Here is a 14,167-nt window from a genome sequence, read left to right on the forward strand (position 1 = left end):
TTCCCCTTGTATGCTAGTACTTGTATAAAATTTAACACTTAGTACACTAATTAAATAATCGTAATCTTTTTAATTTACGTATTTAAACATGAAAAAGCACTTGTCGCCTGTTATAGACAATCAAGTGCTTTAAGTTTATAAATTTTCTAAGTTTATTAATATATTTGCAAGTTTTATAAGTTATTTTAGTATTGACAGTATGACATCTTTTATACTACTTGGCAAGTGTAACGTTTAAACCCTTTAGCTTGTTTAATCTCGTGTGTTTCGCGATTATAACATCCATAAGTAATCCTTTTAAGTAAAATGTCATCTCGCCTATTCTCGCTCTTATTACATTAGCGCTACAATAGCACTTCTTGATGGCTCTGCCTTCATGAAGTCTCGATTCTCAAACAATTATTGTTCATTGGGTCCATTCTTTAATCTTTATTTCATTGTTCCTTCTTCTTCTCGATGGTGACAATATAGCCAAGTCAAGGTCTTATACTTTATCAATAAAAATTCTAGTACATACAATTTCCACATTTAATGGTGGCATTAAAATATTAGTGTAATCAGATGCTTACTATGTAATTCTACTCCGCTTCCCTGATTCAGCTTAGGAAAACGGTTGCCTCCTCCCTATCGCTTGTGATATTTTTTGCCATGTTTTATTTTCCCCTTTGATTTCTTTATGCAAAAAAAGTTTATTCCTAACTCATAGTTCAAGTTGGAATAAACCTTTTGAAAGTTTATGAAGCGTAGTTGTGAATAGAGTTTGCTTATAGCTTAGTGCATTCCTTAAATTCTACTCATTGTTCAAACTTTTATTTTGTAACCATTTCCATACTTCTTTACCGAGAAAAAGATTATAAATTATTATTTTTCCGCATTAGAACCTCTATATTCAATTTCAATAATTGCTTCTTTAGCAGTTTCTTTTATTTCTTCGCTCGAATGATTTAAAAACGACTCTAGGATAGTAACATATTTTTGTTTTCCTGAAAAACCTAGGAACGTCAAAACATATGTTAAATGTTCTTCATTAAAAGTTGATAGATATGGCAATAACAGATCCAATGAAATTTCAGAAGCAATGTCTTGATAAACTATACCGTTATGAATTGTATGAAGAATACTTTCTTTCAGTGCATTATCCTTTTCCAATGCAATATACGATAGTAGTAAATTAATACCTTCTATTATCTCAGGACTATCAAAACATCCGTATTCTAAAATATCTCCTATATCTTCAATATTTTTTTCTTTCTCAACTTTATCATCAAATAATAATATACTTTTTATTTTTTCAACTAATTTCATGTTCCTTCCTCTTCTCTCTTTTTTAATCAGGAGATTTTATAGGGATATGAGTTCGATTAGCAAGATCCTCATTATAAAAAGGACTATCAGATTTTGAAATTCCAGGAGGCTGGTATTCACCCGTTACAGGATCTAAGTATTTTTTTCCTTCTTGAACTCTTACAATCCAACCTTTAGCAGCATTACTTCCTGGTGGTGCTGAAGGATCAGGACCATGAACTCGCACCCTCATAGTTTTCCCATCTTGGGTCCATTTGTACTCAAAACCTTCAGTCACCTTCCCCTCTACAGGCTTCAATTCTCTTCTACTAGCATCACTTGGAATTCTAGAAATAATTTCATCAATAGAAGTCCCTTCCAAATTTCTGAAATCTCCAACCTTACCCGTACCCTTATCAAGCTTTTTCACATACTCGCCTAGTTGATCGATTTCTTTTTGGGTTGTCTGTGCATCCTTTGCCTTTTTGCTATTATTGGCAAGACCATAGGTTTCTTCTATTACCTTTTCCATATTTTTTATGGATTCTAATGCCTCTTCTCCCTTTTTTACTTTCCTTACAGGGTTAATTAATGAGAGTCCTGCTTCAAAATTTTCTTTTATTGGCGCATTTGCATCAGACAATTTGAGATAATCCTCAATAAACAGGGCGTATGACATTTTGGAGCCTAGCACGACATAAGGGGCTAAGCCGTCTGGAGTGGCAGTTGATTCTGCACTTAAAACCTTGCGTTTATCAATAAGCGTTGTGATTGGTTCACCATCACTGCCGATGACTCTCGTTTTTCTGTGCTCATCTAATAGAGCTTTTAGTTCGGCTTCACTTGTTATCCTGTTTTTATCCACTGACGAAGCTTTTGCTTTTGCACTTGAATTATTCGTTGGTTTTTTCGTTGCTGGCGTCGGTAGTACCTTTTCCTTGACTACCTGCTTCGTCTGTTGGACAGCGGTCTTCACCTGTTGCTTGGCTTTCGTTACAGCCGCCTTTGTTTTCTGTACCACCTTTTTCGTGGTCAGGATCGCTTTTTTTATGGCCTTCTTCGCCCGTTTGACCAATTTACTCTTGGATAGACTATTTTTCAGCTTCCGGGCCTTGGTAAAGAATTTACCCCACTTCTTCTTTTTCTTCCTGCGTTTTTTCTTTTTCTTCTTTTTATTGGACTTTCGTTGTTTCTTCTTTGTCGAGCCCTTCTTTTTGGAGGATTTCTTGGAGCTTTTTCCTTTCGATCCTCCGCTCTTTCCTTTTTTCTTGCCACCTGGAGAGCCTACTTTTGGAATCATCCCCAGTAAGCTTCCCGCTAGTCCTAATAGACCCATTAGGCATCACCCCCACCAACAGGGATCATCCCCATCATGTCTAGGGCTGACTCAAGGTCTGCTTCTTCCTGCGGAGCGACTGATACAGGGGCTTTGATGGACCCTTCCATTGTGACAACCTGTCCCTGGATATCCGTATTGCCATCAAACACAAGACTACTGGAGCCACATGTGAAACGCATTGATTCAGCTGCACTCATAGACACACGTTTTCCGGCAAAGGTGATTGTGCCATTCGCTTTGACTAGCAGGGACGGCTTACTATGCACGGTAATGCCGCTGTCCTGATGGAGCTGAAGAAAAACGGCTCCCTCCTGGGCGGTGAATGTCACGGACTGTGGGTCTAGCTTCATGTCCTTCCCTTTTGACGTACCCCAGTATGACGTTTTCGGATCAGCCGTTTTTGGGTTGGCATCGCCGCCTTTTCGTACACTGTGGCGAACAATCGCAGCTTCCTCTCGATGTATTGGGAAGGCAAGGTGGACACTGTCCCCCACCTCTGGCGGACTGTAAAATCCGCTATGGCCTTCTGCTGTATAAGGCGTAGCCAGTGGGAACCAGGTAGCTTCTTCCTTCTTTTGCACCCCATCAATGGTAAGATGTACTCTTACTTGATCTTTTTTTACCTCTAAAACCTTACCTTCAATTGCTGTGCCAGGCAGGAACGGAATACTTCGTCTGTCTTGACGTATGCCTTTTTCAAACAACAAATGATATTCATAAGTAAGGATACCTTGCTTCATCTGGGCGATGGACTTGGCTACTACAAGCTTCTTACCTTGGAGCTGAACACGGTCACCGAGCTTCAATATTTTTCTAGAATCTATCACATAGGCGACTGTATCTCGTTCCTCCATTGGCCGCTCGATGTCATTATGCTTACTATGTAAAAACTTAGAGCGATCCTTTAAGATCGTATAATTTGCCGCCGACAGCTTTTCCATTCGCCCTTCAGGTAGTCCAAACCAGAACTTCGGTTTATCAGCATCCACTGCTGCAACTAACACGGTACGAAAATGGGAAGCCATACGTTGTAAAAATTGCCAATCCGTCTCCTTATATTGTAATATAAATTGCTTGAGAGGAGTAGCCTTCGACACAGTATCAATAACATCTGCACCAGAATAATCTTCCAGTACCTTTTTTAACATAGCCTGATAAGTCATCTGATTATGTTGGAAGGAGCGATATTTTTGTTTACAATCCATGGTGAATGTAGATGAAACAGCCTCTAGTTCAATTTGATATACTCCCCTTTCCATTCGAACTGCCATTTCTGTTACCTGTCCTTTAAAAAGTGCATGCAGTCGTTGTCCTTTACGTTTTTGATAGAGCTCTATCTTATCTGTTGTACTGGCAAGCTGCATACAACTATCTTTCTTTTCAGCAGGGATAAATCCTGTTATGGATAACCTTGCATGATCATTCACTGTTTGGGTCAACGTGAGATTATGCAACGTCTGGATTTCATAGGGGGATACGAGTTCAAGCTCGCCGTATCCGATTACTTCCTCGTATGTGTTCACATGAATTCCCTTCTTTCCTCAAGGGACAATGGCTTATTCTTGCCCATCATCTTCTACTTTTATCGTTCCACAATACATACACATATTAATCGATTGACTACTTAACGCTGGGTGATTTTCAATTAATTGATCATCCTTCCCATTAATCCAGGGCATCGTGATGACAGGTGTACAGGGCATTGGCTTTAAGACACCGTTATTGGCGGCTGTAGCGGCTGCAACGATAGGATTAGCTAATGTTTGACATAAGCCAAATGGTTGAATATTGATATTAGGCTTATAATCCATCGTATTCATTTGGGCTTTATTTTTCGTATATACGCCATGACTAACGGGCATTTTTAAGATACTGGTTTGATCTCCCTGCGAGCAGGATAATTTAGCACCAGCTACAACATAGCTGCGTTGATCGCCGCCCTTTGTCTGCATTTCTTCTGACATAGAAAAACCATCCTTTCCATACATAAGATTTGTGCGATATGTTTAGATAAACAGAGTCAGCTACAAGCATGTAAAATCGACGTCTTATTTGAAAATCCTCATTTTCTTTTGCACTTCTTGACCTTCTTCAAATAGCTCTATCTAAAAAATCCTTTTCTCACTATGTTCACCTTTATCTGACCCATAATCTACCACTAATAATGTCATGAATAAGTCCCCGCCGATTCTATTTATTTAATAGGAAGTATCTCATGCCATCTTCCGGAGGTTTGTACCTTGTGTAATCGTATCCCCTGAAAGGCTCTGCGAAGAATGCTCTCTGCTAATTCAATATTGATCACGATATAATTTTCTTTAATGCCCTCTATTTGAAAGCAGGAATAAGGGGCCGCCATTGCTTCGTCTATAATAAGCTTCTTCAACGTTCCATCTAGATGAAATTCTGACTGGGATGAAAGACAAGGAACTTTTGGTGGAATCACTAGCCAGTACAACGTTTGCATTGATTTAGGCATATCCGTGAGCACGACAGCTTTAAATAACATATTTGGCACATATTTTTCCACTAACTGTTTAACAGCATCCGAAAAGAGCGCTATTGGCTTTTCTATAAAATCGATATACAGCATATCGTTCTTTTCCAGTACTGGAAATTGGCGTTCTAGTCCCTCTAATTCTTCCATTCTATCCAATGTTAATAACTCTTTTTTAATCACTTGAGCTATACCAACTGGTTCAACAGCATTTGAAATTCGCTCATCCTGAGATAAAATAAAATAGTTCATCTTTGAGTCTCCTTTTCACACATCTACTTCCAAATAATACTTGCTGTTTGAAATGGGTCTAGCTTTAAATATTCCTTTGCCTCAATAGAGAAAATAGTCTTTTCTAGATTGGCTCCTGCAAAATTCGTATTTTTTACATTTGCTCCAATAAAGCAGGCTCCTCGTAAATTTGCTAGCTCAAAATTAGCACCTTCTAAATTCGCATTTTTAAAGCTGACTGGCAAATAACCGGGTACTTCCCACTTTTGAGGATCTAGAAGGCCACACGCTCCTTGAACCTGTTGGAAATTTGCATCCTGCAATTGACTATTACTAAAATCTGCCTCATGGATTGAACTAAAACTCAAATCAGTACCAATCAGCCGACTTTCCCGAAAATTAGCACCAATCAGCAGACAATCACGCAGACGACAGTTTGTTAAATTCGTTTTCTGGAAAAAGGTATAGCGAATATCTAAATCACTATAATTGCCATCAGCTAAATTCAAATGGCTAAATACCTCATATGGATATTCACCCTCTACTTTTTCTTCTAGCCATGCTTTTATCTCTTCACTATCCTTCGATGCGAAATCCTCGCTATACACTATCTCATTTATATCCATAAACTCACCTACACGTATTTCAACAGCCACATCCCGCTCCAAAGCTAAATATTCTGGACATCTTATAATGTCAGGTAGCGCATATCTAGCAAGGCTCAAGACATATTGATGAAAATGGTGGGCATCCTGAAGCTTTATACGCTCCATATCTGCTTGGGTAATAGCACCCATGAAAGTTTTACTATATAAACTTAATTCTTGGATATACTGCTCTAAAAAATGGTGAGCCCAGCCAGCATCATACGTAGTTAAAAGTGGATGAAGATCAAAAAACCATTCCTCATCCGTAGCTTCTACTAAATAATGGGGATTCTTCTCCAATAGCTCTGTTCGTAGCATCGAAAATGTGATGTGTGCAATCGGTCCTTTTTGTTGTAGCGATTGCTGTTCTCCTAGTTGCTGACATATTTTTTGAAAAGACGTCTTAAAATCCTCGGCAAGCTTATCCTTGGAAGCTTGGAAAAAATCCTCAAGCATCAAGAGATATTTTAACCTTCTTTTTTCTACTTCTACTTCATAAAAATGCTGTAAAACTCCCTGTGTCTGCATATAAGACTCCTTCCTTTTCTTTCGAGAGAAACATGCTAATTTGCCTTTACTTCTTTCCCAAAAATTTGCACACTACCATTCATTGCGATTTTACTTTCTTTGCATTGTAAAGAAATTTCTTCTTCTGCAGACAAAAGGATTTTCTTACTGGCGTTAACAGTAATATCTGCCTCTGAGATGAGTTTAATCTCTTTTTTACTAAATATTTCAATACCATTTGCTTCATTTAATCGAATAAAAATATCGCCATCTTGTGCGGTAATAACAATTTCAGTTGGGCTCATTTTAATTTCTTTACCAAAAGCTGTACGATAATATTTCGTTGAAGGATCATCGAGCTTGTTAGTTGCCGATGTATCTAAATTTTTTCTTATAGAGCTACTAGATATTCCTTCTTCCTCACGATGTGAAGGGAAATAAACGTGAACAAAGTCATTAATTTCAGGCATACAATACCATCCACTATGTCCCTCAGCTGTATAGCCTGTAGCATAAAGAAACCAATGCGCCTTTCCTTTATCCTGCTTATCATCAATAGCTAAATGCACCTTAATATGATCTTTTGCGACTTCTAACACTTTTCCTTCAAGTGACAATCCCGAGATTGCATTGTTAAATATTTCACTTTTATTCATGCCGTTTTTCGTTGAAAGTGTATAGCAATGTTTCAGCAATCCATCCTTCATGGTTGTAAATGCTTCATAAACAAATAGGGTTTGTTTATGAAAAGTGACATGATCTCCTATCTCCAGTACTTTATCGGTTTCAACCTCATAGTAGAGGAAATCATGTTCTCCCATGCCTTCATTACCATTCTCTGTATATACTAGGTAATCTGCTAGTTTTTTTCGGGTCGTATAATGATAATCTTCTAGCTTGCCTTTAGCTCTACCAGTGGGCACACCAAAATAAAACTTTGGCTTATCGAAGGTTACAGCAGGAACTAGCCCAGTATGAAAGCGTGAAGCAAGCCTCTTTAAGAATTGCCAATCCGTTTCAAAATATTGGAGGGTAAATTTCCCTAATTTTCCTCCCTTTGTAGCTTCATCTATAATATCTAGGCCAGGATAAGAGGGTTTCATCAGTTTAAAAAGAGACGAGTAGGTCATTTCCTTATCCTGATAGGAGCGATTTTTCTTTTTAATGTCTAGCTGATAAGTGTTAGAGGCAGCCTCTACCTCAATATAATAAATGCCGCGAACGGAACTTACCTTGACATCTAAAATAACACCTTTAAAAAGTGGAGTAGGTGTACCAAGATGACTAAGCTGATTTACCTCAATGGCAGATCGTGCCTCAGTCATTTCTACATATGTATCTCTAGCCTCTTCAGGTACAATACCAGTAAAATGTAATGTAGCATGTTCGTTCATTTTTTTTACAAGGGTAAGATCTTGGATACTAATAAGCTCAAAAGGTTTAATTTGTATATTATGATAGGCTGTCACTACCCCACTCATAGCACTGCACCTCCATTCCTGCTATTTGAAGCAAATTGTAAGGATTCCATCATGGCCCTCGCAATCGGACGCCAAGTTTCAAGGTCATCCTCCATACAATTAAAGGTTCCAATAAGAGCTTGTCCTTCGATAGAGACAAAGAACATTAAATTAAAAATATCGCCATCAATAGCTGGTGTAATGATCTCTAAAAAGCCAACTGACTTTTCGTCAATCGTTAGGACATCCGTGTCTAGCCAATCTGCTGAAGGCTGTGCTTGTTCAAGGATGTCAATCATATTTTCTTGAAAAGCAGCAACTCCCTCCTCCGTTAATCGATGTGGAGTTAAGTTGAAGGCAAGATTAATCGTGGAGGACTCATCTGTATAAATAAGATTAGGTCTACGCTCTGATGGGTACTTTAATGATGCTAATTCAGTAGACATCTCGGAAAATAGATCTGGCATACGAATCGACATTTTGCCATCCAAAAATGATTGCCCCATCACCTCCACCTTTTCATCATCAATTAATATGTAAGCTTGATAGATATTTACTTTTGGTAGTTCTTGTTCCTCCTGCTCAGAGGCTTGCTCTGGCTCCTGCTCTCTTTTTAATGCTGCTTCTTGCTGAGCTAACTCATGTTGCTCCTGCTCTCTCATTTCATTTCTAAGTGCAATAATCTTTTCATCTAAAAATTTCATCCCACTCACCTTCCGTTTCTTAAACGTTGTTCACCAACTGGATTTTAGTTAATCGACTATCATACGCTTTGGTCGGTCTGGACTATGTCCTCCTCGACGACCACCACTCTTTGATTCAGATAATATACGGTATAAATATTTATGAATTTGACTATTGGAAAACGCTTGAAATTCTAACTCTAATCGATTGCAAATATACATTTCAATGACATCCCGCTGTACCCGCTCCTGATTCAAACACTCAAAAGCAAAGGTAATATCATATACATTGGTTGGGCGATTTTTTAATAATTCCTTTGCGTAAAACTGTAAAACTTTAGGGTGGTATGTGCTTTCTTGTATACCTGCATACTGACAGTGCAGATAATTCACTGTATTGTATTCCGTGGCAAAATCTAAAAAATTATTTGGCTCGGATCGCAGCCTTGCTCCAGCCTTTAATTTAAAGCGGGCTATTTCTAATTCGTTTAGGGCAAGATTCAGAGACTCATCGAGAAAAATAGTGGCTGTAAAATCCGTGAAGTCTAATTTATTCACTGCTTCAGCAAACTTTATTTTTATAATGGTTTCTTGCCCTGTTGCCTCATATGGAAGTTCATAGCTATTATGCAGTAGATAAAGCCTATTATTATGTTTAACGATCCCTTTTGTAATATGGATAATAGTATCTGCAATCGTAATATTGGCACCTGCTATAATGCCATTTGAATAATCCTGGAAATATAAATCTAAAAATTCCCTTGGATAATCGCGCAAGTTCTCCAGCATTTCTCTTTTTAAAATTCTGCCTTTTTGAAAATGTGGATATTGATTGGTAAACATCTGTCACTCACCTCTTTTATTTTTTGGCAGATGCCTACTTACTTTAATCCATCAAAGAAATCTAGCTCTGATAAATCTGTTTCAAAGGCAAAGAATTCCTTGCTCCCGATCATTAGCTGCTCCTCTTTTCTAGCCACTGGCACGACATGGAAGCCCCAATGATCCTCTCCTGCAAAGACAAAGAATTTAACCTCGCCATTGACGATTGAATCTGTTTCGTCCTGTGGAATTTTATCAAAATAATTCGATGCAATACTTTCATATAGCACAGGGACAAAATCCTCTTGACGATTAATATAAGTATACTTATGTGCTGCTTGAGGATCGCTTCCAGTTAGGAAAAATTCAACCTCTGTGACGCCCCATGGACGGGAGATAGTTCCATGAATTTGATTCAGTCTCTCTAGACTACTAATCAGAAGCTTTTCCTGACGATTATGAGTAAATGCACTAACCGTATACGGTACAATAGGTGCAGCATTTGTTACTTCCGTTTCGATCATGCCAATCTTTTTCGCATTTAAGTAGCGTAATGCGCCTCTTAAACAAGCGAGCTTTAATTCTGGCACTTTTCCAACATTTTCAGCCTTTTGTCTAAATTCAATGCTACGACCTGGCACAAATTCCTTTAAAGCCTCTCGAAAAGCGTCAATTCTACAGGATTGCCCTGTCAGCTTAATAATGGAATATTCCCCAAGCATGCCACTTTCATAAAAACCTTCTAAAAACTCTCGTACAATATCATAAATATCCGCCTTGATTAGGTGGTTAATTTCTTTAATATTGAAATAAACGTTTGGATAGTCATAAACATCTTTAAATTGGTGGTTTTCTAATAGAGATAAACACCAGCGATCTACCGTTGTGATATTCAAATCACTATCTTGCTGTATATCGCTTTCTGAGTAAAAGCGACTCCTAAGAATGCCGGTTTTTCGGAAAAATTCTTTCTTCATTTCCTCGGCCATTTCCCATAAGAAATAATGATTATTACGAACCCTTAAATACTCATCACGTGTATGATTTTCATATTCTTTAAAACGTGTTGGGATAATAGACTCAGCATCCTCAAATGCCTTTTCAAATTGCTTGTACACCGCCTCGACCCCATAATCATCCACATACCGATAAATATCCTTCCCTGGAATATCAATTAACGCATCGATGTCATAGGCATTTTTCCCACGACTATAATAATTCGCAAAGACAATTTTCATAAATTGAAAAATTCGATACGTAATATTATTACCACCAAAATTGGTATCCCCATTTTCATAGGTTGTATGAATATCAATTTTGTAGGAAATATGTCCGTCCTCTATTCGAAACTTACAGGATGAGAGGTCTGTTGTTCCCCCTCCACAATCGATTACTAGAGCCTTGTATTCCTTGCCATCCATAAAGCTCTGATTCTCTATTTGATTGGCTATCGTATTATAGAGCACTGCCATTCCTTCATCGAGAGCATGCTCAATTTCAATTTGATATTCAGGTAAAATAGCGTGAAACATATCTAAAAATTGAGTTTTCAGCTTAACAGGGCTTGAAATATGCAAATGTTGAAAGCGACATTTAAATTGATGCTCAGCCATTTGAATGATATAGAGTAAAAATTCTCTTAGGATTTGACTGCGTGGGATAACCGCTGTATTCCCATTCGCATCCATTATTTCCTCCAATTTTGCATAATTACTAACCCAACGTTTGATGCCCTGAAATTTAGTGGCTAATGATGTATAGCTATTTTTTTTCATAACCTTCAAGGCTTCATAGCCGAAATGATAGTTTATGTGATCAGCGTTTGAGCAATCTGCAACCGCAACCACTGTAGGCACAACTTCAATCCATTCATTTTGGTGTAGTGGGTCTGGGAATTGTACAAAATTGATGCTATTGAGTGTAATTCTCTTATTTAAAAGATCATGGCTACAAGGTGATGAGACATAATCGCTATCCAAAAATACACCAGCTGTTGTATTGGTTGTGCCAAAATCAATGGCAAGAATGGCATTGGTTGTCTCTAATTGTTTCATCTCTAAATCTGGTATTGGCACTTTGTAGTAATGTAGATTTGTTGGTGGGAGTGGCGTCTCCTGATAATATGTTTTATAGATATACTCTGAGTCTTGCTTTCGCAAAAAAATAAAGCTATAGTTCTTATTCTTTGTCTCGCGTATTCCTAGCGCTTGATCTGCCACTAAGTAATAGCAATTCGCTTTTTCATCGTCTTTTACGATATTTAGAATGCCACATAACTCAAAATGCTCATTTACTAGTAGCACATTGGATTCTACAAGAAAGCCACCTGTTTCAATGAGGTATTGATCTGGCTTATCTATTTTCATGCCTTTATAGAGATTCATTTTGGCAGGTATTTTAATATCACCATTATCTGAAAGTGGTGTTTTTAAATACTTTTGCAGTGCCTCCTCGACTCTTTCAAAGCCCCCATCTTGATTTTCTTTAATCAATAGATGTTCTTCCGCTCCACGGTATCTTAAAATCTTCTCGATTAGTTCGTCCCTAGTTAGCGTATTAATTAAACCTGTTATGAGCTTTTCTTTATAACAAATATTTCTAAGCTGAAAAGTGGTCATCTCCATCAACTCTACACGTGTATAGGTCATATATTTCTTTTCTGTAAAACGCTTATTCGCATAAAGCTTATATGAATATTTGGTCGTCAATTTATACCCCTCCCCACTTTTTAATAAAGAGCTATTCGATCTAGCTTCATCGTCTCTTCTACGTCAATGATGCCAAAATGGTATTGCCAGTAAACCTCCATCTGAAAGCCAATAGGTAAAAAGATTTCTTGGATTAGCTGAACTTTATTGATATTTTCTATTGTCTTTTTTTGATGAATGTAAAGCAGTAATTCATCATTTTCCTCTGATTTCACATAAATAAAACAATTTCTAAATATATTTTTCAGCGTGTCCTTTATCAGATATAATGCTTCTCCTGTTTGATAGAGTCTGAGCATATTAAGCGCAATAATCTCTTGCTCTTTCTTTGAAAAAGATTTGATTTTATCGCGAACCAGTTTTCCAAATACATTTGCTTCAATGTCTCTCAGCATAAAGCGAATATAATATTCCTTTTTATTCAAGCCTTGCATTCGATCAATTTCAGCTAAAAAATGCAATGTAATATCTAATAAAGCGTCTCTAAATGCTTCATCAGTCGTATGATCAGGATGAAAGAGATCTTTAAAAATATCGAAGTACCGATAATAGGGGTTTACTTCCACATGTTGCTCTATTGCCTGTGAATTTAATAGTTGTGGACTAAGCTCCATATAAGGTGAATAGATTTTGGCAAGATGAAAGTAAATATCCTTTGTTAAAAAGCCCTCTTCTTCAGCTTGTATAAGTAAATCCCAAATATAGTTCATAACCATTTACCTACACATTTATATTCACTGAAATGCCTTTGGACTTCAGCAAGGAGAAAGCTTAAGACATCATTCGTCATAAAATCTCGCTCTTGTTTTGATAGGAATTGTAATAGCATCGTCTTTTTATGACTGGCATCTTCTGTTGCGTCTTTTAAAAATGGATGCACGAAGTGACGATTCTCTAAATGCCCTTCCAAAATATCTATTCTCAAAAGTTCAAGATTGTCTGCTGCCTGAAAGGAGTTTATCAGTCTAATTATTTCTCCTTTTGTTGAAACATTGACATTATATTTACTAGAAAGCTTGTGCATAAAGTGTTCATTTCGCCGATTCGAGACTAGTTCATAAGTCAATTTACCTACTTGTTCTTTTTCTACTTTAGCAACTTTAAGTAGCTGCCATACTCCTGATTGATCCTGAGGTGAAACAATGGTTAATTCGCTATCTGAACGTTTTATATATCTAATATTGTCTTCTTCCGCATCAATGAGATAACCATGTTGAGTACCTGTTTTTCGTAACGATAAGACATGCTCATAATTTATTCGATCGATGGCCGGAAATGGAAAACCGCTATTCTTAACCTCGTGACGCTGAACATTCCAAAGCGGAACCATATTCAATCGTTTTTGCTGCTCATATTCCTCTAAATCAATCATAACCTCGAAAATTTCTACATCCTCATTTAATGGTGGACAGCCTATCAGTATGACATCAATGAACTTACTCACAAAAGGATGATTGATTGTTTTCCAAGGTAGGCCATTTCTTTGGAAGATTGAATAAAGGTCTTTAATTTTTTGCAAATAGCGATTATTTTTGGTAAGACTCAGCTTTATTTCGACCAATCCCTGCGATGTAGCAAGATGACCATTGAAAATTCGTTGCTGTGCAAGTAAATGCTGTATTTCGATAGAATCACACTCTAAAAATAATGTCTTGAGTATGGCAGGTTCATTATTTTTAATGGATTCAAGAAGCTTCTCTATGTCTATTTTTGTCTCTTCCAAATCTGTTGGACATATCGGAAACAAACAATCATGAATGGGGTCGACATCTTCTCGGGCACTAAGCGTTGTGTAAATGTCATATCTATTCTCGTAATCATCGATTTCATTAAAAATACGTTCTTCAAGCTTTTTGTTCATATCTTCTTGATAATCAATTAGATTTACAAAAACGCCACTTACAATATCCTTTAGTAATTGACGTTGCTCTAGATTTTCTATTTTTCGTAAACGTTCAAACATGAGCTCTTTTAACAATTTACTTTCCT

At 37.3% G+C, this 14,167-nt stretch carries 12 protein-coding genes; all 12 read right to left on the reverse strand.

Annotated features, from left to right (window positions below; all coding sequences use genetic code 11):
• Positions 1-861 precede the first annotated feature (861 nt).
• The 12 genes from MHI22_RS07785 to MHI22_RS07840 all read right to left on the reverse strand — a co-directional run bounded on the left by MHI22_RS07785 (position 862) and on the right by MHI22_RS07840 (position 14,156).
• Positions 862-1,305 (reverse strand): hypothetical protein, encoded by a 444-nt coding sequence (locus MHI22_RS07785; RefSeq protein WP_340811646.1) that lies wholly within the window; start codon positions 1,303-1,305, stop codon positions 862-864.
• 22 nt (positions 1,306-1,327) lie between these two features.
• Positions 1,328-2,620, reverse strand: a complete 1,293-nt coding sequence (locus MHI22_RS07790; protein WP_340811648.1) for a polymorphic toxin type 30 domain-containing protein — start codon at positions 2,618-2,620, stop codon at positions 1,328-1,330.
• A complete protein-coding gene (locus MHI22_RS07795) occupies positions 2,620-4,146 on the reverse strand; it encodes a contractile injection system protein, VgrG/Pvc8 family (RefSeq protein ID WP_340811650.1) in 1,527 nt (508 codons plus the stop codon). Before MHI22_RS07795 ends, MHI22_RS07790 begins: the two co-directional genes overlap by 1 nt.
• 33 nt (positions 4,147-4,179) lie before the next feature.
• Positions 4,180-4,587: a DUF4280 domain-containing protein gene (locus MHI22_RS07800; RefSeq protein ID WP_089934858.1), complete on the reverse strand. Its 408-nt coding sequence runs from the start codon at positions 4,585-4,587 to the stop codon at positions 4,180-4,182.
• A 230-nt stretch (positions 4,588-4,817) separates the two neighbouring features.
• Positions 4,818-5,372: a serine protease gene (locus tag MHI22_RS07805; RefSeq protein WP_271910309.1), complete on the reverse strand. Its 555-nt coding sequence runs from the start codon at positions 5,370-5,372 to the stop codon at positions 4,818-4,820.
• 23 nt (positions 5,373-5,395) lie between these two features.
• Complete coding sequence (locus tag MHI22_RS07810; RefSeq protein ID WP_340811652.1) at positions 5,396-6,526, reverse strand: pentapeptide repeat-containing protein; 1,131 nt, start codon at positions 6,524-6,526, stop codon at positions 5,396-5,398.
• A 35-nt stretch (positions 6,527-6,561) separates the two neighbouring features.
• Positions 6,562-7,986, reverse strand: a complete 1,425-nt coding sequence (locus MHI22_RS07815) for a hypothetical protein (protein WP_340811654.1) — start codon at positions 7,984-7,986, stop codon at positions 6,562-6,564.
• Positions 7,983-8,669: a hypothetical protein gene (locus MHI22_RS07820; protein ID WP_340811655.1), complete on the reverse strand. Its 687-nt coding sequence runs from the start codon at positions 8,667-8,669 to the stop codon at positions 7,983-7,985. Before MHI22_RS07820 ends, MHI22_RS07815 begins: the two co-directional genes overlap by 4 nt.
• Before the next feature lie 48 nt (positions 8,670-8,717).
• Positions 8,718-9,491 (reverse strand): hypothetical protein, encoded by a 774-nt coding sequence (locus MHI22_RS07825; RefSeq protein WP_058844138.1) that lies wholly within the window; start codon positions 9,489-9,491, stop codon positions 8,718-8,720.
• Positions 9,492-9,529: 38 nt separating this feature from the next.
• Positions 9,530-12,118, reverse strand: coding sequence for a molecular chaperone (locus MHI22_RS07830; protein ID WP_051891607.1), 2,589 nt, complete (start codon positions 12,116-12,118; stop codon positions 9,530-9,532).
• Positions 12,119-12,198: 80 nt separating this feature from the next.
• Positions 12,199-12,894, reverse strand: coding sequence for a hypothetical protein (locus MHI22_RS07835; RefSeq protein ID WP_058844137.1), 696 nt, complete (start codon positions 12,892-12,894; stop codon positions 12,199-12,201).
• On the reverse strand, positions 12,885-14,156 hold the full coding sequence (locus MHI22_RS07840) for a normocyte-binding protein (protein WP_340811656.1): 1,272 nt from the start codon (positions 14,154-14,156) through the stop codon (positions 12,885-12,887). The genes MHI22_RS07835 and MHI22_RS07840 overlap by 10 nt, the downstream gene beginning before the upstream one ends.
• Between the last annotated feature and the right edge of the window lie 11 nt (positions 14,157-14,167).

Source organism: Lysinibacillus sp. FSL L8-0312 (genome assembly GCF_038003285.1).
Lineage (GTDB): Bacteria > Bacillota > Bacilli > Bacillales_A > Planococcaceae > Lysinibacillus > Lysinibacillus fusiformis_D.